The sequence below is a fragment of the Mesorhizobium opportunistum WSM2075 genome (assembly GCF_000176035.2).
Classification (GTDB): Bacteria; Pseudomonadota; Alphaproteobacteria; order Rhizobiales; family Rhizobiaceae; genus Mesorhizobium; species Mesorhizobium opportunistum.
Map to the genome: position 1 here is coordinate 3,148,529 of NC_015675.1, position 22,826 is coordinate 3,171,354.

The 22,826-nt window shown below is 64.8% G+C and carries 21 protein-coding genes and 1 pseudogene; 10 read left to right on the forward strand and 12 right to left on the reverse strand.

What is annotated here, in order from left to right:
* The first annotated feature begins 14 nt into the window (after positions 1-14).
* From MESOP_RS15085 to MESOP_RS15110, 6 genes are all read left to right on the forward strand, one after another.
* A complete protein-coding gene (locus MESOP_RS15085) occupies positions 15-722 on the forward strand; it encodes an N-acetylmannosamine-6-phosphate 2-epimerase (RefSeq protein WP_013894177.1) in 708 nt (235 codons plus the stop codon).
* Positions 719-1,741: a Gfo/Idh/MocA family protein gene (locus MESOP_RS15090; protein WP_013894178.1), complete on the forward strand. Its 1,023-nt coding sequence runs from the start codon at positions 719-721 to the stop codon at positions 1,739-1,741. Before MESOP_RS15085 ends, MESOP_RS15090 begins: the two co-directional genes overlap by 4 nt.
* Positions 1,742-1,804: 63 nt before the next feature.
* Positions 1,805-3,097 (forward strand): ABC transporter substrate-binding protein, encoded by a 1,293-nt coding sequence (locus MESOP_RS15095; protein WP_013894179.1) that lies wholly within the window; start codon positions 1,805-1,807, stop codon positions 3,095-3,097.
* Between the two features lie 75 nt (positions 3,098-3,172).
* Positions 3,173-4,048 (forward strand): carbohydrate ABC transporter permease, encoded by an 876-nt coding sequence (locus MESOP_RS15100; protein WP_013894180.1) that lies wholly within the window; start codon positions 3,173-3,175, stop codon positions 4,046-4,048.
* A complete protein-coding gene (locus MESOP_RS15105) occupies positions 4,048-4,860 on the forward strand; it encodes a carbohydrate ABC transporter permease (RefSeq protein ID WP_013894181.1) in 813 nt (270 codons plus the stop codon). Before MESOP_RS15100 ends, MESOP_RS15105 begins: the two co-directional genes overlap by 1 nt.
* Before the next feature lie 10 nt (positions 4,861-4,870).
* On the forward strand, positions 4,871-5,932 hold the full coding sequence (locus MESOP_RS15110; RefSeq protein ID WP_013894182.1) for an ABC transporter ATP-binding protein: 1,062 nt from the start codon (positions 4,871-4,873) through the stop codon (positions 5,930-5,932).
* A 17-nt stretch (positions 5,933-5,949) separates the two neighbouring features.
* Here MESOP_RS15110 and MESOP_RS15115 read toward each other — a convergent pair whose 3' ends face one another.
* The 3 genes from MESOP_RS15115 to MESOP_RS15125 form a co-directional block, all read right to left on the reverse strand.
* The gene (locus tag MESOP_RS15115) at positions 5,950-7,176 is read right to left on the reverse strand and encodes an NAD(P)/FAD-dependent oxidoreductase (protein WP_013894183.1); all 1,227 of its coding nucleotides are present in this window, start codon (positions 7,174-7,176) and stop codon (positions 5,950-5,952) included.
* Positions 7,177-7,320: 144 nt separating this feature from the next.
* Positions 7,321-7,821: a peptide deformylase gene (locus MESOP_RS15120; RefSeq protein WP_013894184.1), complete on the reverse strand. Its 501-nt coding sequence runs from the start codon at positions 7,819-7,821 to the stop codon at positions 7,321-7,323.
* A gap of 15 nt (positions 7,822-7,836) precedes the next feature.
* Positions 7,837-8,922 carry a CaiB/BaiF CoA transferase family protein gene (locus tag MESOP_RS15125; RefSeq protein ID WP_013894185.1) on the reverse strand — a complete coding sequence of 362 codons (1,086 nt, stop codon included), beginning with the start codon at positions 8,920-8,922 and terminating at the stop codon, positions 7,837-7,839.
* 134 nt (positions 8,923-9,056) lie between these two features.
* Between MESOP_RS15125 and MESOP_RS15130 the strand changes: the two genes are divergently transcribed.
* The 3 genes and pseudogenes from MESOP_RS15130 to MESOP_RS36760 all read left to right on the forward strand — a co-directional run.
* Positions 9,057-10,079, forward strand: a complete 1,023-nt coding sequence (locus tag MESOP_RS15130) for an LLM class flavin-dependent oxidoreductase (protein ID WP_013894186.1) — start codon at positions 9,057-9,059, stop codon at positions 10,077-10,079.
* 45 nt (positions 10,080-10,124) lie between these two features.
* Positions 10,125-10,772: a ThuA domain-containing protein gene (locus tag MESOP_RS15135; RefSeq protein ID WP_013894187.1), complete on the forward strand. Its 648-nt coding sequence runs from the start codon at positions 10,125-10,127 to the stop codon at positions 10,770-10,772.
* Between the two features lie 21 nt (positions 10,773-10,793).
* Positions 10,794-10,957: pseudogene (locus MESOP_RS36760) on the forward strand (ABC transporter ATP-binding protein); the annotation flags it as partial.
* A gap of 29 nt (positions 10,958-10,986) precedes the next feature.
* Here MESOP_RS36760 and MESOP_RS15140 read toward each other — a convergent pair.
* The 5 genes from MESOP_RS15140 to MESOP_RS15160 all read right to left on the reverse strand — a co-directional run bounded on the left by MESOP_RS15140 (position 10,987) and on the right by MESOP_RS15160 (position 17,003).
* Complete coding sequence (locus tag MESOP_RS15140; RefSeq protein WP_013894188.1) at positions 10,987-13,011, reverse strand: amidase; 2,025 nt, start codon at positions 13,009-13,011, stop codon at positions 10,987-10,989.
* Between the two features lie 119 nt (positions 13,012-13,130).
* On the reverse strand, positions 13,131-14,213 hold the full coding sequence (locus MESOP_RS15145) for a Gfo/Idh/MocA family protein (protein WP_013894189.1): 1,083 nt from the start codon (positions 14,211-14,213) through the stop codon (positions 13,131-13,133).
* A gap of 38 nt (positions 14,214-14,251) precedes the next feature.
* Positions 14,252-15,016 carry an ATP-binding cassette domain-containing protein gene (locus MESOP_RS15150; RefSeq protein ID WP_013894190.1) on the reverse strand — a complete coding sequence of 255 codons (765 nt, stop codon included), beginning with the start codon at positions 15,014-15,016 and terminating at the stop codon, positions 14,252-14,254.
* Positions 15,013-16,017: an ABC transporter permease gene (locus MESOP_RS15155; protein WP_013894191.1), complete on the reverse strand. Its 1,005-nt coding sequence runs from the start codon at positions 16,015-16,017 to the stop codon at positions 15,013-15,015. Before MESOP_RS15155 ends, MESOP_RS15150 begins: the two co-directional genes overlap by 4 nt.
* On the reverse strand, positions 16,014-17,003 hold the full coding sequence (locus tag MESOP_RS15160; RefSeq protein WP_013894192.1) for a sugar ABC transporter substrate-binding protein: 990 nt from the start codon (positions 17,001-17,003) through the stop codon (positions 16,014-16,016). The genes MESOP_RS15155 and MESOP_RS15160 overlap by 4 nt, the downstream gene beginning before the upstream one ends.
* A 570-nt stretch (positions 17,004-17,573) precedes the next feature.
* On the opposite strand from MESOP_RS15160, the gene MESOP_RS15165 reads away from it, so the two are divergent.
* Positions 17,574-17,774: a hypothetical protein gene (locus tag MESOP_RS15165; RefSeq protein WP_013894193.1), complete on the forward strand. Its 201-nt coding sequence runs from the start codon at positions 17,574-17,576 to the stop codon at positions 17,772-17,774.
* 123 nt (positions 17,775-17,897) lie between these two features.
* On the opposite strand, the gene MESOP_RS15170 is transcribed toward MESOP_RS15165, so the two are convergent.
* From MESOP_RS15170 to MESOP_RS15180, 4 genes are all read right to left on the reverse strand, one after another.
* Positions 17,898-19,109 carry an alpha-D-ribose 1-methylphosphonate 5-triphosphate diphosphatase gene (locus MESOP_RS15170; protein WP_013894194.1) on the reverse strand — a complete coding sequence of 404 codons (1,212 nt, stop codon included), beginning with the start codon at positions 19,107-19,109 and terminating at the stop codon, positions 17,898-17,900.
* Positions 19,096-19,254: a hypothetical protein gene (locus tag MESOP_RS35620; RefSeq protein WP_167313556.1), complete on the reverse strand. Its 159-nt coding sequence runs from the start codon at positions 19,252-19,254 to the stop codon at positions 19,096-19,098. Before MESOP_RS35620 ends, MESOP_RS15170 begins: the two co-directional genes overlap by 14 nt.
* A 248-nt stretch (positions 19,255-19,502) precedes the next feature.
* On the reverse strand, positions 19,503-21,089 hold the full coding sequence (locus tag MESOP_RS15175; RefSeq protein ID WP_013894195.1) for a GMC family oxidoreductase: 1,587 nt from the start codon (positions 21,087-21,089) through the stop codon (positions 19,503-19,505).
* Between the two features lies 1 nt (position 21,090).
* Positions 21,091-22,593 carry an aldehyde dehydrogenase family protein gene (locus tag MESOP_RS15180; protein WP_013894196.1) on the reverse strand — a complete coding sequence of 501 codons (1,503 nt, stop codon included), beginning with the start codon at positions 22,591-22,593 and terminating at the stop codon, positions 21,091-21,093.
* Positions 22,594-22,826: the final 233 nt, after the last annotated feature.

Consider the following 22,826-nt stretch of genomic DNA (forward strand, 5'->3'; position numbering starts at 1 on the left):
AAGGAGAAACCCAGGTGCAAGGCGATCTACTTGCTCAGCTCGATGGAATGCTGGTCGTCTCGTGCCAGGCTGAATCCCGCATGCCGCTCGACGCCCCTGAGCACATTGCCGCCATTGCCCGATCGGTCATCCTTGGCGGCGCGGCCGGTGTGCGCATCGAGGGTGTCGCCAATATAGAGGCGGTCCGCCGGCGCACCGGCGTTCCCATCATCGGGCTGATCAAGGCCCGCCGTGCCGACACCGAAATCTACATCACGCCGACGCTCGCCAACGTGGCGTCGATTATCGACGCCGGGGCCGACATCGTCGCTCTTGACGCCACCAACCGGCCGCGCCCGACGGATCTTGAGGCGATGTTCGGTGCGATTGCTGCCAAGGGGCGCCTGTCGATGGGCGATGTCAGCACGCTCGACGAGGGCAAGCGCGCCATCGATGCCGGCGCCTCGCTGATCAGCACCACCATGGCCGGCTACACGCCTTATTCCAACCAGCAGCGCGGGCCGGATTTCCAGCTGATGGGGCAGCTTGCCGGCGCCGGCCTGCCGTTCGTCGCCGAGGGCCGCATCTGGACACCGCAGGAGGCGGTCCGCTGCTTCGAGCTCGGCGCACGCTTTATCGTCGTCGGCGGTGCCATCACACGGCCCGACGCCATAACCCGCGGCTTCGTCGATAAGGTCGCGTCGTGGAGCGCCGATCCGCAATTGAAGAGGAACAAGTCATGATCAAGCGCCACCGCGTCGCCGTTATCGGTGCGGGCTTCATGGGCTCCATGCACGCCGCCATCTTCGCTGGCATGGTCGGCTGCGAACTGGCGGCGATCGTCGATCCCAACCTGGAACTGGCCGGCGCTGTAGCCGCCAAGGCGCCGGGCTGCAAGGTCTACCCCAGCCATGAGGCGCTGCTGACGGGCGAACGCGATCTCGACCTCGTCTCGATCTGCACGCCCGACAACCTGCATCTGGCGCCGGCGGTTGCCGTGGCCAAGGCCGGCATCAACATCTTCGTCGAGAAGCCGATCTCTTCCACCATCGAGGATGCCAAAGCCATCATCGCTGCCTGCGAGGCGGCCAAGGTCAAACTCGGCATCGGCTACCTCCTGCGCTTCGATCCGCGCTATGCGGCGGCCAAGGAATTGATGACTTCGGGCAAAATCGGCGAGCCGATCCACATCTACGCCCGGCGCAACAGCGCCCGCACCGAAGGCCCCAAGCGCTATGGCGGCAAGCTGCCGCTGGCGCTGCATGTCACCGTGCACGACGTCGACATGGTGCTGTGGATGCTCGACGGGCAGCACCCGGTTTCGGTCTATGCCCAGCAGACCGACATTCTGCTCGGCGCCTCGGGCACGCAGGACAGCCTGGCCGCGATCGTGCGCTTCTCCGGCGGCACGGTGGTGAACTTCGAAAGCGCCTGGTCGCTGCCGGCCGGCGCGCGCCACATGATCGATGCCCGCATGGAGCTGATCGGCACCGAAGGCTCGTTCGAGGTCCAGTGCGGCGACAGCGGCCTCTACTACGCCAGCAACGAAACATCGCGCGAGATCGACACCCAGCATTGGCCTGTCGTCAACGGCCGTCTCGACGGCGACCTGGCGCGCCAACTGGGCGGCCTGCTTGCCTGGCTGGACGGGGCCGACATGCCGATCGCCAGCGGCCGCGATGCCCTTCGTTCGCTCGAACTCACCCTGGCGATGATGCAGTCGGCGCAGAGCGGCGAAATCGTGCGTCTCGGCCAGGCGTGATGCTCGAACAGACACAGAGAATTTGAAACGAGGCCAGAGTGGCCCAACAATGGGAGACGAGAAATGTTTAACAGACGCAATGTGTTGATGCTTGGCGTGGCCGCGGCCGCGCTTGCCACGGCCCTGCCGGCTTTCGCGCAGGACAAGCCGTTCGACGGGGTGCAACTGTCGGTGCTGCTCGAAGGCCATCCGACGACCGACGCCATCCAGAGGCTGTTGCCGGAATTCAAGCAGGTGACCGGCATCGACGTGGCGCTCGAAATCGTACCCGAGCAAGACATCACGGCCAAGGAATTGCTGGAATTCTCCTCCAAGTCCGGCCGCTATGACGTCGTCCAGAACAACATCATCTACCTGCCGGGTTTCGTGAAGTCGGGCTATGTCGTGCCGCTCGACGATTTCCTGGCCAAGCACAAGGAGAATTTCGACAGGGCCGATTTCGTGCCCGGCTATTTCAACACCAACGTGGTCGACGGCAAGGTCTACGGGCTGCCGGTCTACGGCGAGAGCACCTTTGTCATGTACCGCAAGGATCTGTTCGAACAGTACGGACTTGCGGCGCCGAAGACGTTCGAGGACATCGAGAATGCTGCCAAGACGATCTCCGAAAAAACCAACAAGCAGATCGCCGGCATCACCATGCGCGGCCAGCAAGGCATCCAGGGCGTCTATGTCTGGGCCGCCTATCTGTGGGGTTTTGGCGGCTCGTTCCTCGACGCCGGCGGCAAGTCGGCGCTGGCGACGCCGGAGGGTGCCGCCGCACTTGAAGCCTTCACCAAGGTGCTGAAGGATTACGGTCCGGTTGGTGTCGCCAATTTCGGCTGGGAAGAAAACCGACTGCTGTTCCAGCAAGGCAAGGCGGCGATCACCCTCGATGCCACCGTCAACGGCGCCTACAACGAGGATCCCACCGTCTCCACGGTCGTCGGCAAGGTCGGCTATGTGCCGGTGCCGATGAAATCCTCCTCGCCCAAGGGCGGCTCGTCCTCGCTCGCCGTGCACTCGATGTATGTCTCGGCCGAATCCAAGAATCAGGAAGCGGCTGCTTTGTTCGCCGCCTGGGCGACCGCCAAGGAGCAGCAGCTGAAGGCGATCGAAACCGATCCGAATTCCGGGGTGACCTCGCTTTCGGTGCTGAACGGCGAGGCATTCGGCAAGCGCTACGGCGCCTTCAAGGACGGCATGATCGCCGCAATCAATGCCGGCAATCCGCAATACCTGCCGACGGTCGAGCAGGCCAACGAGATCATCAACAACACCGGCATCGCTGTCTCCAAGGCGCTTGCCGGCACGGCCAGTGCCGTCGATGCCTTGAAGGAGGCGGACGAGGCCAACAACGCCGCGCTCGCCCGATAAGCGGGTAAGGCGTGCCCTGCCGCGTGCGCTCCCTGTGCGCGGCAGGGCGAAATCCTCAACGAGTGGATTGAGACCGTGGCGACAGCAGCATCGGATCCGACCAGGCATTTCTTCCAGCCGATCATCGTCTGCCTGACCGTGGCTTCGGTCGCGCTGACGCTGTTCGTGATCTGGATTTCTTTGCACGATCTGTCGCTGATGCGCGCCGGACGGGAAAAGTTCGTCGGCCTCGACAATTACCTGCGCTTCTTCGGCGATCCGCGCGCCATGGCGGCGCTGTGGCGCACGGTGCTGTTCACGACGCTGGCGACGGTGATCGAGATCGCGCTCGGGCTTGCCGTCGTGCTTTTCCTCGACCGCGACTTCGCCATGAAACGGCTGGTGAGGACGCTGCTTCTGGTGCCGATCATCATGACGCCGGTGGTCGTCGGGCTGACCTGGCGCTTCCTGTTCGATCCCGCCACCGGTATGGCGAACTATCTTCTGTCACTGGCCGGCATATCCCAGGTCGACTGGCTGGGCAGTCCTCAACTGGCGCTGTTTTCGGTGCTGATCGCCGACATCTGGCAGTGGACGCCCTTCGTCATCCTCTTGGTGATGGCGGCACTGGAATCGGCACTCACCGATCCGCTGAACGCCGCCCGCGTCGACGGCGCGCGCGAATGGCAGGTGACCTGGTATGTGCTGCTGCCGATGCTGCGCCGGGCGCTCGCCATCGTCGCGCTGATCCGGGCGATCGACAGCATCAAGGCCTTCGACCTGTTCTACATCATGACGCGCGGCGGGCCGGCGCTTTCGACCGAGACGCTGAACTATTACGGCTACATCGTCGCCTTCACCAATTTCGACATTTCCTACGCGCTCGCCATCGCCGTCATCCTGACCATCTTCACCAATGTCGCGCTCCTGACCATGTACAGCGTGCTGTTTCCGAAAGCGGGAGAGCGCTGATGGGCCGGCGTACGGTTTTCTATGTCGGGCTGCTCATGCTTTTGCTGGCGGTGCTGTTCCCGCTCTACTGGGTGGTGGTGACTTCGTTCAAGACGACGCGCGACGCCTTCGCCATTCCGCCGGTCTGGCTGTTCAGCCCGACGCTCGACAACTATCGCACTGTGTTCGCCAATCGCGGCTTCCTTAGCGCGTTTGCCAATTCCTTCATCATTTCCATCCTGTCCAGCGCGCTGGCGGTGGCCATCGGCTCGGTCGCCGCCTACGGGTTGGCGCAGCAGCCGGGCGACCTGCGCCGCTCCAAGGAAAAGTTCATCCTCAGCCTGCGCATCGCGCCGGCGCTGCTGTTTGTCATTCCGATGTATTACCTGGCGACCCGAATCGGCGCGCTCAACCAGCACTGGCTGCTGATTGCGGCCTATGCCTTCGTCAATGTGCCGTTCGCCATCTCGCTGCTGATCACCTTCTTCGACGACATCCCGAAGGAGCTGCGCGATGCGGCCCGCGTCGACGGCGCGCGTGAGTTCAGCGTGTTCTGGCATGTCTACCTGCCAGCGGCGCGCGGCGGCATCGTCGCGACGCTGATTCTCTGTGTGCTGTTCACCTGGAACGAGTTCTTCGTCGCCCTGGTGCTGACCGGCCGCGACACGCAGACCCTGCCGGTCTCCATCACCTCGTTCCTGACCTTCCAGGGCATCCAGTGGGGCGCGCTGACCGCCGCCGCCACGCTCATCATGCTGCCGATGATCGTGCTTGGCGTTCTGGTGCAGGGGCAGATCGTGCGCGGCATGACGCTGGGCAGCGTGAAGGGCTGAGGGGGAAACGATGGCGAATTTGTCTATACGGTCGGTGTCGAAATCCTACGGTGCGGTCAACGTGCTGGACGATGTCTCGGTCGAAGTCGAGGAAGGCTCCTTCGTCGTGCTGCTCGGGCCTTCGGGCTGCGGGAAGTCGACGCTGCTGCATGCGATTGCCGGGCTCAACCCGATCGATTCCGGCACCATCGTCATCGGCGACCGCAACGTCACCAATCTTCCCGCGCGAGAGCGCGACGTGGCGATGGTGTTTCAGTCCTACGCGCTCTATCCGACCATGTCGGTGGCCGAGAACATTGCCTTTCCGCTGAAGATGCGCGGACTAGACCGCAAGACGTCAGGCGAGAAGGTCGATGCGGTGGCGAAGCTGCTGCAGATCGAACCCTTGCTGGGTCGCAAGCCACGTGAGTTGTCCGGCGGCCAGCGCCAGCGCGTCGCCATCGGCCGGGCACTGGTGCGCGATCCCAGACTGTTCCTGTTCGACGAGCCGCTCTCCAATCTCGACGCGGCGCTGCGCACGGAACTGCGCGCCGAGATCAAGCGCCTGCACCAGTCGATCCGCCGCACCATGGTCTATGTGACGCACGACCAGACCGAAGCGCTGACGCTGGCCGACAAGATCGTCGTGCTGAAAGCCGGCAAGATCGAGCAGATCGGCACGCCGCTGTCGCTCTACGACGATCCCGACAACGCCTTCGTCGCCGGCTTCATCGGCTCGCCGCGCATGAACTTCCTCAATGCGAAGGTGGCCGAGGACGGGAAAGCCGTACTTGTCGGCGATGCCAGGGTCGATATCTCTCATCTCACGACGCGGCTTGGCAGTGGCCAAGACGTTACCCTGGGCATCAGGCCGGAGCATCTCGACGAAAAGCAGGGCGTCGAGCTTGCGCTGGCCGTCGATGTCACCGAACGCCTGGGATCGACCTCCTACGTGCACGGCGCGCTGCCCAGCGGCGAAACGGTGGTCGCCGAACGGCGCGAGGACCAGCCGCGTTTCGGCGAGACGATCACGCTGCGTTTCCTGCCCAGCCGCACCCGCATCTTCGACGCGCAGGGGTTGCGCATTCGCTGATCCTGTTTGGTGCTGCCTCAGGCCGTTCCCCATCCCGGAAAGCGGTCCGGGCGCAGCCATTCCTGTGTTGGATTGCCATCGCCCGACAGCGCCGCGTCGACCAGCCAGCGCGCGGTGGCGGGTGCGGCATGCATGCCGATCGAGCCCATGCCGCCATGCACGAACAGCCCCTCGACAGCGGTCCGGCCAGCGACCGGCAGGCCGTCGGACAGCATCGGTCTGTTTCCGGGATAGACGTTCTTGACCTGCGGAGAGCCGAGACCGGGGAGCATGCGCAGCGTGCGGCCGGCGATACGGCTTGCCATGTCGGTGTTGCGGACGAGGTCGCGAAAGGCGGGCTGGACGGAGGCGCCGAGCCTGGCATCGCCGCCGCGCATCGGGTTGAGGCAGATGGCCTCGACGGCCGGTTGGTCGTCGCGCTGGGCGGCGACATCGGCGAGGCCATCGAGCCTCATGCGCCGGCCGAGTTCCTCCTGATCCGGCCAGGTCAGTTCCTCGACGATCCAGGGCAATTCGAAGTCGAGCTTGCCCAGTTGGATCAGCCAGCCGCGTCCGGCGGTGAGGGGTAAGCCGGGCAGCGGTCCATCGCCCACGGTGCGCCGCAGAAGGTCCGACATCCACAGTCCGTTGGCGATGAAGACGAGATCGGCGGGAACGATGCCCTGGTCGGTCAGCACGCCCTGCACCTTGCCGCCCCTGGAGAAGATCTGGGCGACGCGCAGGCCTGTCCGGATCGTCGCTCCGGCCTCGCGGGCGGCATGGGCGAAGGCGTGTGTCGCTCCCATCGGCTCCAGCGTCCATGCGCGGCCGACGCTGTAGCCGCCGGCCACCTTGAAGCCGATGCGCGGATGGTCGCGCGCCAGATCCTTGCCCATGATCTTTTCCATCGGTACGCCCGCCGCCCGGTAGCGGTCCGCCACCGCGGCAGCGGCTTCGAAGCTCCCCTCATCCTCGGAGATCAGCAGATGCGCGATTGCCGCGAATTCGAAGGGAACAGGTCCGTCGGCAAGCTCGGCGTAGACCGCGACGCTGGCATCCAGCAGTTCGACCACCTCCTTTTGTGGGCCGCTGAGCAAGGTGCCGGTGTTTCGCCCCGAGGACTCCGCGGCGATCATGCTCTGCTCAAGGATGGTCGTCTTGAAGCCTCGGCGAGCCAGCTCGTAGCCGAGCGAGCAGCCGGCAATGCCGCCGCCGATGACCAGGGCGTCCACCGGCGCCTTGCCGAAATCCCTGACGATGGCCATCGTGCCCCCTCCATCAATGCCTTCATTCTCGTATACTCGTATACGAGAATGAAGAGCCGCATTCAAGAGCTTCCGGCTGCCACGCAATCAGCACGGCACAATTTTGCCGGACCAAGGCCCGTTCTTTACGATTTGCCGTGGCGTCTACGAGGCTCGCATGAGTTTGCCGTAGCGCTTGACCAGCCGATCGCGCTTCAGGCGCGTCAGCCTGTGCGTCCAGAAGAGCCCGTCGAGCTGATCGATCTCATGCTGGTGACAAACCGCCAGCAGACCATCGGCGTTCTCGAACTGCTCGTTGCCATCCAGATCCTGATAGCGAACGATTATGCGCGCGTGTCGCTCGATATCCTCGGTGACGCCGGGCATCGAAACGCTGCCTTCCGCATGACGGATCATTTCGGTCGAGGCGTGGACGATCGATGGATTGACGTAGATCCCCGGCTTTGCGGCGGAAGGCAGCTGGATCACCACCAGGCGTCTCAAAATGCCGATATGCGGGCCGGTGATGCCGATCCCGGGCGCCGCGTGCATGGTGTCGACGAGATCGCCGGCCAAACCGTGCAAGTCGCTGTCGAACAGTTTTACAGGTTCAGCCACCGCGCGGAGGAGGGGATTGGGGAACCTTATGATCGGCCGAACCGCCATGGAGCTCGTCCTACGTCACGATTCGGCCAGGCAAGCACGGATTTCCGCATCGTGTTCGCCACGCGCCGGGCTTGCGGCAGGCGAGCACCGCGCCCTTGCCGAAAAACGCGGTGCCGCCGCCGCTTGAAGAGCACCGTCCACCGTCAGCCATGTACCGCGGGCGGCCATGTGCGGATGCAGTGCTGCCTCCCACGGGCCAAGTACCGGCCCGACGCAGGCGTCCGACCCTTCGAACAGCTTGACCCATTCGCCGCGGGATTTCTCTGCAAAGATCGCCGCCAGCCGGTTGCCGAGCTCCGGCCAGAGATCGCGGTCGAATTGGTTGGCGAATTCCGGATCGGCGGCGAGGCCAAGCCGGTCGAGGAACAGCGCATAGAATTTCGGCTCGATGCACTGGATGCTGATGAAGCCGCCATCCGCGGTGCGGTAGACGCGGCACCAATGCGGCCCGTCGAGGAGGCTTTGGCCGCGCTCGGCGGCGAGCGCGCCGGATGGGGCAAGCGACATCAACAGGTTCATCATGTGGGCCGAGCCGTCGACGATCGCCGCGTCGACGACGCTGCCTTTGCCACCGGCGCGCGCGTTCATGATGGCGGCGAGCATGCCGATCACCAGATAGAGCGCGCCGCCGCCTATGTCGCCGACCAGCGTCGGCGGCGACATAGGCACCTCTCCTGGCAAGGAGCCGTACCAGAGCGCACCGGACACGCCGATATAGTTCATGTCGTGACCGGCGGTGCGGGCGAGCGGGCCATCCTGGCCCCAGCCTGTCATCCGGCCGTAAACCAGCTTCGGGTTGACGGCGAGGCAGGCATCCGGGCCGAGCCCGAGACGTTCCATGACGCCGGGCCGGAAACCCTCGATCAATCCATCGGCGGTGGCGACCAGGCGCATCAGCACGGCGGCGTCGGCGGCATCCTTGAGGTCCAGCGCGATCGAGCGCTTGCCGCGATCGAGCAGCGAGCGTTCGGGGACGCCGGGCATCGGCGCCTGCTTGCGGTGGACGACGATGACATCGGCGCCGAGATCGGCAAAGAGCATGCCGGCAAAGGGGGCTGGCCCGAGCGCCTCGATCTCGACGATGCGGGTTCCCTTCAGCATTCCGCCCTCCATGGCGTTCAGGCTCGGCATCGCGCACTTTGGTATCGCCTGCTTTTGGTACCGTGCAGGGCGACGGTGTGTAACCCTGCCGTTTTGGCATTGAAGCACGTGCCGCGGGCATATACTTCAGGACCATGAAAAAAATCGGTTTCCTGTCATTCGGGCATTGGACGCCCTCGTCGCAATCGCAGGTGCGCTCGGCGAGCGATGCGCTTCTGCAATCCATCGATCTTGCCGTCGCCGCCGAGCAGCTTGGCGCCGACGGCGCCTATTTCCGCGTGCACCACTTTGCCCGCCAGCTCGCCTCGCCATTCCCGCTTTTGGCGGCCGTCGGCGCCAAGACCAGCCGCATCGAGATCGGCACGGCGGTCATCGACATGCGCTACGAGAACCCGCTCTACATGGCCGAAGATGCCGGTGCCGCCGACATCATCGCTGGCGGGCGGTTGCAGCTCGGCATCAGTCGCGGCTCGCCCGAGCAGGTAATCGATGGCTGGCGCTATTTCGGCTATGTGCCGCCGGAAGGCAAAAGCGACGCCGACATGGCGCGGCACCACGCCGAGGTCTTCCTCGACACGCTGCGCGGCGAAGGCTTCGCCCAACCCAACCCACGGCCGATGTTCCCCAACCCGCCCGGCCTGCTCAGGCTGGAGCCGCATTCGGAAGGCCTGCGCGAGCGCATCTGGTGGGGTGCGGCCACCAACGCCACCTCGGAATGGGCGGCGAAACTGGGCATGAATTTGCAGAGCTCGACGCTCAAATTCGACGAGACCGGCAAGCCTTTCCACATCCAGCAGGCAGAGCAGATCCGGATTTACCGCGAGGCCTGGAAAGCGGCCGGCCATGAGCGCGAACCGCGCGTCTCGGTCAGCCGCAGCATCTTCGCGCTGGTCGACGACCGCGACCGCGCTTATTTCGGGCGCGGCAATGAGAGCCGCGACCAGATCGGTTTCATCGAGGAGAATACCAGGGCGATCTTCGGGCGCAGCTACGCCGCCGAGCCGGATGTGCTGATCAAGGAATTGGCGCAGGACGAGGCGATCGCCGAGGCCGACACGCTGCTGCTCACCGTGCCCAACCAACTCGGCGTCGACTATAACGCTCATGTCATCGAGGCGATTCTGACCCATGTGGCGCCTGGGCTGGGTTGGCGCTGACAGGCGCGCCAAGACAGCGACAACGGAGGAGAGGAGATTCACGGCATGGCGAAGAAAGCCTTGATTGCCTGGGGCGGCTGGGAAGGCCATACGCCGGAGCGCAGCGCCAATGTCATCCGCGCGCTGCTCGAGCGTAACGGTTTCGCCGTCACGCTGGGCCAGGGCACGGCGATGTTCGCAGATCCGGAGTTGTCATCATTCGATCTGATCGTGCCTGTCATCACCATGTCGACGATCGAAAAGGCCGAGCTGCAGAACCTGACGCAGGCCGTTCGCCAGGGGACCGGGCTCGGCGGCTTTCACGGCACGATGGGCGACAGTTTTCGCAACGAGCCCGACTATCAGTTCATGACCGGCGGCCAATGGGTCGCGCACCCCGGCGACATCATCGACTACCAAGTCGCCATCACCCGGCCGGACGATCCGATCACCAAAGGCATCAACGATTTCGCCTACCGGTCGGAGCAGTATTACATGCATGTCGACCCAAGCAACGAAGTGCTGGCGACGACCACTTTCACTGACGCGCATTTTCCGGGCATCGGCGGCGTTGTCATGCCTGTAGTCTGGAAGCGCCGGTATGGTTCGGGCAGGGTGTTTTACAGTTCTCTTGGACACACGGCGGATGAGTTCGCGGTGCCGGAAATGGCGCTGATTGTGGAGCGCGGTTTGCTCTGGGCGGCGCGGGGGTAGCGGCGATGGTGGCGCTCTACGGCGCCCCCCTCTGTCCTGCCGGACATCTCCCCCACGAGGGGGGAGATTGGCCGTGACCGCGGTCTTCGCCAATCTCCGATGTAGCAGGAACACAGCCGGCGCCGAAGCTGCCAATCTCCCCCCTCGTGGGGGAGATGTCCGGCAGGACAGAGGGGGGCGTGACGGAACTCGACGCTGGGTGTTGCGTCCCTTGTTATCCAATCCCGCCCACAACCACATAGGCGCCAGCGCTTCGCCCATCCTCCAGCCGCACCACCGCCGTGATGATCGAGCCATACGGGCCGCGCCAGACGCTGTGGAGCCGCTGATGCTCGGCGGCCGGAACGAGCGCACGCCCGACTAGGCGCGCGCCGCTTCGCTGCAATGCGACAGGCTCGCCGTTGATATGCACCTTGACGCTGGCATTCTCCGCCTCCGTGTCGCCGGGCAGGTCGACTGTGATGGATATCTCGTCCTGATCGCCCGAAGAACGCGTCTCGGCGGCAAGCGCGATGACAAGCGGTGGCGCCTTGCCGTCGCCACAGCGGGCGGGCCGATCCGAAAACACGTCATCGGCCAGTTCCGGCGTGCGCGGTGGGCGGGTGCGGTGCTGCGTGGCGCGTTCGTAGTCGCCGGCCATGCACAGGAGCCGTTCGTCGTCATAGGCCTTGCCGGCGAAGGTCAGGCCGACCGGCATGCCGATGTCGGCCATGGTGCCCATCGGCACGGTGACGGTCGGGATGCCGAAATGGCGCCAGACCAGATTGCCGTTGGCGACCCAGGTGCCGTTGCGCCAAGCAAGGGCGGCGGACGCCTCGTTGATGTCGGCATCGGCCGGGCCGACATCGGCGGCGGCGGGCAGCACCACTGCGTCGATGCCTTGCGCGTCGAGCCAGTCCTCGAAATCGATCCGCCGCGTCGTTTCCAGGCCCTTGAGACCATCCTCCATGGTCGGGATATCCTTGAAGGGCGTGACCCCGGCTTTCGCCCGCTCGACATACTCCGCGAGGTCGAAGCCGCCTTCATAGCGGTCGGGCAGCGTGCCTGGCGGCTGCGGGAAGATTTTGGGGCTATCGACCGAGGCGAGGTCGGGAATGTCAGGGTGGGCATTGGCGCGCAAAAAGTCGTCCCAGCCCCAGATGCAGAGATCCCAGATTTCGCGGTCGGCGAATTCCTTCGGTACCAGCCCACGCTCGACCATGGTACGCGTGCCGGGGCGGTCGCGCTCATAGTTGGAGACGACGGGAAAATCGACTTCCACCACCTCGGCGCCCAGCCGTTTGAGATCGGCCGCCGCCTGTTCCCAAAGGGCAAGCACGGAGGCCCGGGTTTCGATCGGCCGGTCGGCGCGGCTGTCGCGGCCGATATACATTCGGGGCACGCCGAGCCGCATGCCTTTCAGCGATCCCGCGAGCGTGAGACCGGTATAGCGTTGCGGCCGCATTTCGGAGCTCTTCGGCAGCTTGACCCAGGGCTGCGCGCGCCAGAAATCGCCTCGCGCCTCAGGATCGTCGGCAACGATGACGTCGAGCAGTTCCAGCATATCGCCCACGGTCCGCGTGTGCGGCACGACGACATCCATGGTCGGCACCAGCGGCCAGTTGCCGCGCACGGAGATTACGCCGCGCGAGGGCGTGTAGGCGACCAGCGCGTTGTTGGTGGCCGGGGCGCGGCCGGATGACCAGGTTTCCTCGCCGAGCCCGAAGGCGCAGAAGCTGGCAGCGGTCGCGGTGCCTGAACCGTTCGACGAGCCCGACGCGAAGGCGGCGGTCAGATAGTCGGCATTGTAAGGGCTTTCGGCGCGGCCATAGACGCCGCGTTGCATGCCGCCATTGGCCATCGGCGGCATGTTGGTCAGGCCGATCAGCACCGCGCCGCCGGCGCGTAGCCGGGCGATGGTGAAGGCGTCTTCATTGGCGACGAGATGCTCGAAGGCCGGCGAACCGGCAGCCACCGTCAGGCCTTTGACCTTATAGCTGTCCTTGGCGGTGTAGGGGATGCCGTCGAGCGGGCCGAGCATGGCCTTGCCGCGCCGCCGCTGGTCGGAAGCGGCGGCTTCCTCGAACATGTCGGGGTTGAGCACGGGAACGGCGTTGAGGCTGATGCCGTGGCGGTCGAAATGCGCGATGCGGCGCAGATAGGCCGCGACCAGCTCGACGCTGGTGACCGTGCCCTCATCGAGCGCACGGCGCAATTGTTCGATCGTCGCTTCGACGATGTGAAGGCTGGCATCGGTCATCAATGGTCCCTGGCGGTCGTTCCCACGCCATGGATGGGCGAGGCGGCCAGCTTCGGCAAGAGCCAATCGGCAGTCTTTGTCGGAAGGTGTTGTTCCTGCGGCCGACCTGTCCGCCACGCTCAGGCAGCGCTCTCCTTCATGCGCTCGATGATCCCGGCCATCAGCGCCAGGTCGCGGCGCGAGTCGGCGAGGTCGGTCAAAGGCTTGGTGCCCTCGGTGATATGGCGATGGAAAATCTCCAGCTCGTTGGAGAAGGCGTCGCCATAGAGCGGCCCGAAGCTTTTGGTCACCGGGCCGAGCGGGCCGGCCTCTGTCACCTCCAGCCGGGTCGGCAGGCTGCGGATATAGGGCGTGTCGTAGATGATGCGCACGCGCCTGGTGTTGGAGCGCACCTCGATCATGGCGTCGAACAGGCCGAGATCGTCGACCACCGCGTCATAGAGACAGGCGAAATGGCCGTAATCGAAGGTGACGGATGTGTTGGCACCACCATTGGTGCGGTGCGCGGCGACGACGCGCGCCGGCTCGCCGATGAGCCCGCGCATCGCCGAGATGTGGTGCGAGGACAGCGCCGTCAGCCCGCGATAGGCGCGCACCAGGTCTGCGGGCGCGTCGGCGCCGACGACTTCACGGATCAGCGCATCCCGTTCCCTGGCGCCTCGCGCGAGGAGGGCAGGGTCGATGTCGTTAGGATAAAGGACGTTCCGGCTCTTCTTGAGGAAGTGCCGGCCCTCCGAAATCAGGTCGAAGATGCGGACATGGGTGATGTCGGCGTGGGCGGGAAGCTCGTCCCTGGCCGCCAGATAGGCCGGCGCGTAGCGGCGCATGTAGCCGACGAACAGGGTCTTTTGGTAGGCCGGCATCAGTGCCAGCAACTCATCGATCTCGCGCACCGTCAGGCAAGCCGGCTTTTCCAGCAGGATGTGCTTGTCGGCGGCAATCGCGGCGCGCACGAAGCGGCTGTGAGTGTCGTCGGACGACAGCACGAACACCACGTCGATGTCGGGTGAATTGATCAGCGCCTCGGCCGAGTCGTAGGCTTTTGCCGTCGCATATTGGGAGGTGATCAGCGCCACCAGGCTTGGCGACACGTCATGGACGCCCGCGATCGCCCAGCGGTCGCGCTGATCCGCCAGAACGGGCAGATGGATCGACTGCGCGACTTCTCCAAGACCCACAAGTCCGACACGAAGTGGTGCCACTCTCAAACTCCCCTGATTTCAAGACTGTTGTTCGATGCTCACGCCGCGCCGGTGACCAGCGCGACGAGTTCGTTGCCGGTGGTTTCCGCAGCGCGCACCGTTGCCGCCATCTTGCCCGCCCGCATCACCCAGATCTGGTCGGACAGGCGGCGCACCTGATCGAAATTGTGGCTGACCAGGATGACCGAGACCGATTGTTCGCGCAGGCGCCGGATCAGCGCCTCGACATTGGCGGTCTCTTGCACGCCGAGCGCCGCGGTCGGCTCGTCCATCACCACCAGCTTGGCGCCGGAGCCGACGGCGCGGCAGATCGAGATCGCCTGCCGTTGGCCGCCCGACAGACGGCGCACGCGCTGGTTGATCGACGGCACGTTGATCGACAGGCGTGACAGCATGGAGCGCGCCTCGCGTTTCATCGCCTTGCGGTCTAGGAACGCGAAAGGGCCGATGCGGCGCACGAGCTCGCGGTTGAGGAACAGGTTTTGCGCCACCGTCAGTTCGTCGATCAGCGCCAGGTTCTGGTGCACGGTCTCGATGCCGGCCTTGCGTGCTCCGTCCGGGTTGGAGAAGGGGTGCTGGCGGCCGTCGAAGACGATCGAGCCGGCATCCGGCACATGCACGCCGACTAGGCAGCGGATCAGCGTCGACTTACCGGCGCCATTGTCGCCGATGACGGCGGTGACCTCGCCGCGGCGCGCCTGGAAGGCGACATCGGTGAAGGCGCGCACCCCGCCGAAATGCTTGCTCAGGTCCTGGCAGGCGATGATCGCGTCCGAGGCGGGGAAGGGGAGGACCGCGCTCATTTCTGATACCGCATGATCAGCGCCGCCAGCACCACGATGGCACCCACGGCAAGCGGTTGGTAGAAGGCCGAAACGCTAAGCAGCGTCAGCCCGTTGACCAGTGCGGTCAGCATCAGCGCGCCGATGGCCGGGCCAAGTATGCTGGCACGGCCGCCAAACAGGCTGACGCCGCCCAGCACCACCGCGGCCACCGAATTCAAAAGCAGGCTGGTGTTGATCTGCGGTTCGGCCGAGCCGATGCGCGCCACCAGGAGGATTGCCGCGATGCCGGCGCACAGGCCCGAGATGGTGTAGGCGGCGATCTTGACCCGATTGGTGCGGATGCCGAGCGCGCCGGCGCTTTCGACCTGGCCTCCGGTCGCCAGGAGATGGACGCCGAAGCGCGTGTGGTAGAGCGCGACATGCGCTGCGACGACCGCCGCTATCGCCACCCAGACCGGATAGCCGAATGGGCCGAAGGAACCTGAGGCAAGCCTGAGCAGGAAGGTCGAACCGACCATGGTCGGCTCGCCGCCCGACAGGATCAGACCTAGCCCGGTGATGGCCGACAGCGTGCCGAGCGTCACCACGAAATCGGGGATTTTGCCGGCGGTGATGATGAGGCCGTTGAGGAAACCGATGGCGCTGGTGGCCAGCACGCAGAGCACGCAGGCGATGAAGATGCCGTAGCCCACCGCATTGACCAGGCCGAGGACGATGGCGCCGAGCATGACGGCCGCCGCCAGCGACAGGTCGATGCCTGAGGTCGCGACGACAAAGGTCTGGCCGATCGACAGTACGACCAGGATGGACGCCGCCAGCAACAGTGCCTGCAGATTGGCGATGCTGAGGAAGACCGGCTGGGCGATGCCGAAGACGATGACGAGACCGACCAGGCCGACGACGGATGCCCAGTCGGCCCAGAAGGAAGGATCCAGGAGGAGAGCCGACAGGGAGGGGCGGCTCTCCTCCGCCGCGCCCGCCGAATGGGCGGCGGGCGCGTTGTTGTTGGAACTGCTCACTTCAGCATCTCGCGGAAGGGATCGGGATAGTCGCCGCCGGGGCGCGGAAAATTCTTGATCGAGGCCTCGGCATTGTCCTTGTTGATGAGCAGCACCGGCGCCGGCACATTGGCTGGCAGTTCCTTGCCCTTGGCGGCGACGGCACAAGCTTCGAGGCCCATGGCGCCGACGACATAGGGATATTGGGCGACGGTGGCGGAGAGTTCGCCAGCGGCGATCGATTTCAGCGCATCGACGATGCCGTCGAGGCCGATCACCTTGACGTCCTTGCCTGAAGTCTGCACGGCGCGTTCGACACCGAGCGCCATGATGTCGTTGGCGGCGAAGAAGCCGGCGAGATCCGGATGCGCGGCGAGGATGTCGGTGGCCGCCGTCAGCGCCTTCTCGCGATCCCAATCGGCGCTGACCATCACCACGACCTCGAGCTTGCCTTCGACGGCCTGCTTGAAGCCCTTGATGCGGGCATTGGAGCCGACGTCGCCGACGATGCCGGCGATCAGCGCGACCTTCGAGCCCTTCGGCACCAGCTTCAACATTTCCTCGCCGGCCAACGCGCCGGCGGCGACGTTGTCGGTCCCGATATAGGTCGAGACGGCAAAGCCGGCGGCCTTGGCCTGTTCGGCGTCGATGGTCGAGTCGATGTTGACGATCGGCTTCTTCTTCTGGGCGACCGGCACCAGCGCCTGGACGAGATTGGAGACGCTGATCGGGTTGACCAGGTAGCAATCGAAATCCTGCATGGCCATGGCGGTCAGGCGGTCAGCCTGGCCTGTGGCGTCGCCCATGTTGGCGGCAGCCTGGACGCTGACATTGACGCCGCTTGCCTTGGCCTGCTCCTCGATGCCCTTCTGCATGGTCTGGAAGAAGGGGTTGTCGAGGCCTTTGACGATGGCCGCGACCTTTGCCGCGTCCTCGGCATGGGCCGACACCGGAGCGATTGTAGCCAGCAGACCTGCGCTGAGCGCAAGGCCGTTGAAGATGCGCATTCTGTTCCTCCACCTTTTGATTGTCTGATCATGTCTCATTGGCAAGCTGTTGCGCACGGCGTGCCCTGTGGCTGGTGCTGCGAGAGCCTGGCCGGCATTGGCAACGTCGCGACTGACAGCCTTGGCGAGCGCCATGCGTTACGCGGAGTCCGGACCCGATCGGGACCTTTTTCATGCCAGGCATTTCTCCTCCCAGAGTGCTGACCTAGCCCCGTCAGCATTTCCGCATGTTTTATAAAAAATTGACACGCGTCAAGATTTAAAATGGTGCGCAGTGATTTCAGCGACGCCGTCCACGTGCCGGGTCACATGCCCTGCGATCAGCCTTCCCACGGCGGGCAAAAATCATGGCTGGCAAAAATGCACCACGGTGGGCCGGTGTCGCTCTCGATACTGAGCGGCTGTCGGGCCCATGACGATGCCAATTTCTGGCCCAGATGACGGTCAACGAGATGATTTGGATGATCATCAACAAGATGGCTTGCAGACGTAAGCAAAAGCTCGCGGAAGTTGCGTCAAAAGCATATTGTCGCGGAAAACCGCGCCGATCTCACAGCATGAGAGGAGATCATGCCTGAACAGAATGCCCATGCCCGCGCAGCCATCGGACGGATGCTTTCCAAAAAAACCGGGGTTGCCGTCATTTCGATGAAGGAGAGTATCGCGGAGTTGCTGACGATAACCGGTGTCGCGCTGACCGTTGAGAGCCTGCAGGATCTGCTGCTGGAAATGGCAGAGGTGCGCGGGATGATGGTGGTGCTCGATCTCTGAGGCAATTCCAGGAAAAGTGTGAAACGGTTTTCCGTCCGGAATTGCGTCAAAACAAAGAGTTAGAGCAGTTCACCGTTTCCGTTAAACGGTGAACTGCTCTGAGGCAATTCCAGGAAAAGCGCCTCAGGCCAGCCGGTAACGGCCAGTGGCGGCCTCTTCGAAACGTTCTGCCTTGAGGGCTGGCGCAAGCGTGCCGTCGCCGTAGATCATGCGGCCGGCGCGGAAGGTGGCGCGGACACGTGCCACCGGCTGGCGGTCGGCAACAACCAGGTCGGCCAGAAGCCCCGGCTCGATGGCGCCGCGATCGGTGAGCCCGAGCGCCGCGGCCGGGTTGGCGCTTGTCAGCGCGGCCGCCGCCGCGAGGCCGCCGTCGCGCACCTGTGCCAGACCAAGCACGGCCGGCAGGATCGAGGCTGGATGGTAGTCGCTGGCCAGCATGTCGAGCAATCCCGCCTCATAGGCCCGCCGGGCGGAAAGATTGCCGGAATAGGAGACTCCGCGCAGCGCGTTGGGCGCGCCCATTGCGGTGTGCATGCCGAGCCGGCGGGCTTCCTGCGCCGCTTCGAGCGTCACCGGGAATTCGCTGAGCACGGCGCCCAGGCCATGGACCAGTTCCACCTTTTCCAGCGTGTCGTCGTCATGCGAGGCAAGCACGATGCCGCAGGCGCGGGCGCGGGCCGACAGATCCTGCAGCGCGTTGAGTACATCGCCCTGGCCCTCGCGGCCGGCCATGCGCTGTCCGACGATCTCGGAGGCCATGGCAACGGACATGCCACGCTCCTTGGCGATGCGGGCGATGTAGAGTTCGACGTCGCGGTATTGTCCCTGTCCGGGCGTGTGGTCCATCAAGGAGATGAGGTGCAGCTTGCCTGCATCCATCAGCCTTTGCAGCATGGCGATCGCGGGCGTGAAGGTGACCTCGAATCGGGCATGGATGCGATGGTCGACAAGCAGATCGTCCTTCATCCCGGCGATAGTCTCGATGATATCGGACGTATGATCTTCCGAGCGCAGCACGCCGCTGGTGACGCTGGCGCCGATGAAGGAGAGCGCGGCATAGGCCGTCGTCACGCCGCAGGAGGCGAGCTTCTTGTCGAGCTCGGCAATGCCGATCCGCATCGGCACGTGGACGCCGGTGCGCGGCTCGACTTCCTTCTCCACCATGTCGCCATGCATGTCGATGAAGCCCGGCAGGAGCAGGCGGCCGCCACCCTCGATGTCGGCATTCTCGACAGGCTCGTCACGGATTTCGGCAATCCGGCCGTTTTCGATCCTGACGGCGCCATTGGCAACGACGCGGTCGCGCAGGACAATTTCGAAGTCACTCAGCCACATGTGATGTTTCTTGCAAGGAAGCGATTTTCAAGATGGGAAATGGTTTCAAAGTGGATTTCGGTGGCGACAAGCTCGGCGACATCGTCGGGTGATGCAAGGCGCCGATCATGGCGACGGTGCGCCGGCTTGCCGCCGCTTCGATCACGATCTCTCCAGGACATCCCGATATTTCTAGTTCACCCGAATGCCGGTTTCCATTTGATTTTTATGACATTTACATGAAAGCGGAATAGGTGATGCGCGCGCCCGGAGCTTACTTTTCACCTGCGCGGCGAGGAATAGCACCAGGACCGGCACCACGGACAGCAGGCTGGCGGCCATCAACGGATCAGCGAGCGCGTGCAGCTTTCGAGCGTGCTGCCGCAGGCGGCAAAAGCCAAGGTGAACGGCCGTTTACCCGCCCAGGATGAAATCGGCGCAGCGGTCGGCGATCATGATCACGGGCGCGTTGGTGTTGCCGCTGATCAGGCGCGGCATGATCGAGGCGTCGCAGATGCGCAGGCGCGGTACGCCGCGCACGCGCAATTGCGGATCGACCACCGCGCCGTCGTCGGTGCCCATCCGGCAGGTGCCGCAGGGGTGATAGACGGTCTTGGCGTGTTCGAGGATGTGGTCCGTTATCGCCTGGTCGGAAAGATCCGCATCGTCACCCGGCGACAGTTCCCCGGCGACCACGGCCTGCAGGGCAGGCTGGCGCAGGATATTGCGGGCAATCTTCATGCCGGCGAGCAGCAGAGCGAGATCATGGGGATCGGACAGGAAGCCGGTGGTGAAGCGGATCGGGTCGGCGGCATCACGTGAGCGCAGGCCGACCGTGCCGCGCGACTTTGGCCGGAGGACACAGGGGTTGAGCTCCATGCCGTGGCGCTCGATCGAACCATGCTCGGCGCTTTCGATCATCACTGGCAGGACGTGGAACTGGACATCGGGCCGGCCGTCGCCGTCAGTGTCGAAGAAGCCGCCGCTTTCGACCACGTTGGAAGTGAGCAGACCGCTGCGAAATAGCAGGTACTGGATGCCGTGGCGCAGTGCCTTCAGGCCGCGATCCTGCCCGAGCAGCGAGATCGGTCGACGTGTCAATGCATAGACGGGCGCCGCGACATGATCCTGCAGGTCGCGGCCGACCGATGGCATGTCGCGGATGACGGGAATACCGAGCCCGGCCAGATGTTCGGCTGGTCCCAGTCCCGACAGCATCATCAGCTTCGGCGTCGCCAGCGCACCGGCGGTGAGGATCACCTCGGCCCTTGCCGTCGCTGTATGGTTGCGGCCGTCCGAAGTGGTGTAGGCGAGGCCGCTTGCCGCCCCGTTTTCCAGTGTCACGCCGGTGACCAGCGCGTCGGTGACCACGGTGAGGTTGGCGTTGCCGGCCAACGGCCTCAGAAACACTTTAGCCACTGACTGGCGTTCGCCGTTCGTGGTCGTCGTCTGGTAGAAGCCGACGCCTTCCTGTTGCGCTCCGTTGAAGTCGTCATTGTAGCGATAACCGGCCTGTTGCGCGGCTTGCACATAGGCCAACGACAGCGGATGGCGGTGGCGTGGATCGGAGACGGGCAGTGGGCCCTCGATGCCGTGGTGCTCGCCGGCCAGCCGCTCATTGCGCTCCAGCCGCCGGAACACCGGCAACACCTCGTCCCAGCCCCAGCCGGTGCAGCCAAGGTCGCGCCAGCCATCGTAATCCTGCGGCTGGCCCCTGATGTAGAGCATGGCGTTGATGGAAGAGCCGCCGCCCAGCGTGCGGCCCTGCGGCACCGGCAGCCGACGTCCGCCGACGCTCGGCTCGGGCTCGGATTCGTAGATCCAGCTGCGCGCCGTGCCGATCACCTTGGCGAAGGTGGCGGGCATGTCGATGAGCCGCGTGTTGTCGGCAGGCCCGGCCTCGACGATCAGCACGCGCTTACCCGCATTGACCAGCCGGTTGGCCAGCGTGCAGCCGGCCGAGCCGGCGCCGGCGATGATGTAGTCGTACTCTCCGCTCATGTCAGGCGTAGCGCATGATGACGGTCTTGGTCTCGAGATAGCCGTCGATGGCGGCGCGGCCATGCTCGCGGCCTATGCCGGACTGCTTGAAGCCGCCGAAGGGTGCGTTGGGGTCGAGCGTGTTGTGCGAATTGACCCATACCGTGCCGGCCTTGAGGCCATGGATGGCGGTCATCGCCTTGCCCATGTCGCGGGTCCAGATCGAGGCCGACAGGCCGTAGCGCGTGTCGTTGGCGATGCGGATCGCCTCGTCGAGATCGGCCACCGGCATCGCCGCCACCACCGGCCCAAACACTTCCTCGCGCACGATCTCCATGTCCGGTCGGACATTGTGCAGGATGGTCGGCGCCACATAATGGCCCCTGGCCGGGACCGGCCGCGCGCCGCTGACCCGTTCGACGCCGGCCGCCAGCCCACGCTCGACAAACCCCTCGACGCTTCTTTTGTGCTTGGCCGAGACCAGCGGGTTGATTTGCGCATCGGCGTCGCGGCCGGCGCCCAGCGTCATGCCGTCGGCGATCTCGGCCAGCCGCGCCAGCGTGCGGTCGTAGATCGACTTCTCGATCAGGAGCCGTGAGGCCGAGGTGCAGACCTGGCCCTGGTTGAAGAACATGCCGAGGCCCGCGACCAAAGGCTCGATGCCTTCCTCCATGTCGGCAAGCAGGATCATCGGCGATTTCGAACCGAGTTCCAGCGTGAAACGGGCGACGCGGTCGACGGCGGCATGGCCGACGCGTTTTCCCACTTCCGTCGAGCCGGTGAAGGTCAACTTGTCGATGCCGGGATGGCGGATCAGCGCTTCGCCGGTGACGGAGCCGCTGCCGGTGACGATGTTGACGACACCGGGCGGAAAGCCCGATGCCTCGATCAGCTCGGCGAGCCGGAGCAGGCCGAGCGGGGTTTCCTGCGGTGGCTTCAGCACCACGGTACAGCCGCAGGCCAGCGCCGGCGCGATCTTCCACATGCCAATCAGCAGCGGGAAATTCCACGGGACGATGGCGCCGACGACGCCGACCGGCTCCATCACGGTCATCGCCTGATGTTTGGCGCCAGGCGGTACCGGGATGGAGACCTGGAAGGTCGAGCCTTCGATCTTGGTTGCCCAGCCGGCATAATAGCGCAGCCAGTCCACGGTGCCGGCCGCACTCAGCATGCGGGCGACGCCGAGCGACTTGCCGTTCTCGATGCTTTCGATCTCTGCAAGGAGGTCGGCATCGGCCTCGACGGCGTCGGCGAGCTTCAACATCAAATTCTGGCGGTCGACCGGTCGCATCGATGCCCATGGTCCTTCGAGCGCGGCCCGCGCCGCGCGCACCGCCTGGTCGACCAGTTCAGGGCCACTTTCCGGCACGTGCGCGACGATCTCGCCGGAGGCGGAATCGTCGACGGCGAGGCCGTCACCGGCGAGGCCATCGACGAAGCGGCCATTGATGAAGGGCCGATGCGGACGCGCCAGGAAAGCGGCGGCGGCAGGGCTGATCGGCGGCAGGGTTCTCTCGTTCACGCCATCCTCCTCGATTGCTGATGAACATCCCAGCCGAGGATTATGGAGCGCATCGGCCGGCTTCAAGCCTCCCAAAGCACGAGTGCGCTCTCAGTCAAAACAAAGTTCCCGCTAGGACAAGACGCTCGGTCCTTCGCCGGGCAAGATTGAAGAACGGATCATCGCCAACCCGGTCTTGCCGCTCCGCTCCCTCATCCCGCCTTCTTCCCCGCGGGGGAGAAGGCGGCGACGTC

Coding starts and splice junctions, on each gene's coding strand:
- MESOP_RS15115 (WP_013894183.1), bottom strand. CDS start 7,176: ATGGCCATCGTCAGGGATTTCGGCAAGGCGCCGGTGGACGCCCTGGTC.
- MESOP_RS15175 (WP_013894195.1), bottom strand. CDS start 21,089: ATGAGCGGAGAGTACGACTACATCATCGCCGGCGCCGGCTCGGCCGGC.
- MESOP_RS15170 (WP_013894194.1), bottom strand. CDS start 19,109: ATGTGGCTGAGTGACTTCGAAATTGTCCTGCGCGACCGCGTCGTTGCC.
- MESOP_RS15105 (WP_013894181.1), top strand. CDS start 4,048: ATGGGCCGGCGTACGGTTTTCTATGTCGGGCTGCTCATGCTTTTGCTG.
- MESOP_RS15120 (WP_013894184.1), bottom strand. CDS start 7,821: ATGGCGGTTCGGCCGATCATAAGGTTCCCCAATCCCCTCCTCCGCGCG.
- MESOP_RS15160 (WP_013894192.1), bottom strand. CDS start 17,003: ATGCGCATCTTCAACGGCCTTGCGCTCAGCGCAGGTCTGCTGGCTACA.
- MESOP_RS15150 (WP_013894190.1), bottom strand. CDS start 15,016: ATGAGCGCGGTCCTCCCCTTCCCCGCCTCGGACGCGATCATCGCCTGC.
- MESOP_RS15135 (WP_013894187.1), top strand. CDS start 10,125: ATGGCGAAGAAAGCCTTGATTGCCTGGGGCGGCTGGGAAGGCCATACG.
- MESOP_RS15165 (WP_013894193.1), top strand. CDS start 17,574: ATGCCTGAACAGAATGCCCATGCCCGCGCAGCCATCGGACGGATGCTT.
- MESOP_RS15095 (WP_013894179.1), top strand. CDS start 1,805: ATGTTTAACAGACGCAATGTGTTGATGCTTGGCGTGGCCGCGGCCGCG.
- MESOP_RS15130 (WP_013894186.1), top strand. CDS start 9,057: ATGAAAAAAATCGGTTTCCTGTCATTCGGGCATTGGACGCCCTCGTCG.
- MESOP_RS15125 (WP_013894185.1), bottom strand. CDS start 8,922: ATGCTGAAGGGAACCCGCATCGTCGAGATCGAGGCGCTCGGGCCAGCC.
- MESOP_RS15140 (WP_013894188.1), bottom strand. CDS start 13,011: ATGACCGATGCCAGCCTTCACATCGTCGAAGCGACGATCGAACAATTG.
- MESOP_RS15110 (WP_013894182.1), top strand. CDS start 4,871: ATGGCGAATTTGTCTATACGGTCGGTGTCGAAATCCTACGGTGCGGTC.
- MESOP_RS15090 (WP_013894178.1), top strand. CDS start 719: ATGATCAAGCGCCACCGCGTCGCCGTTATCGGTGCGGGCTTCATGGGC.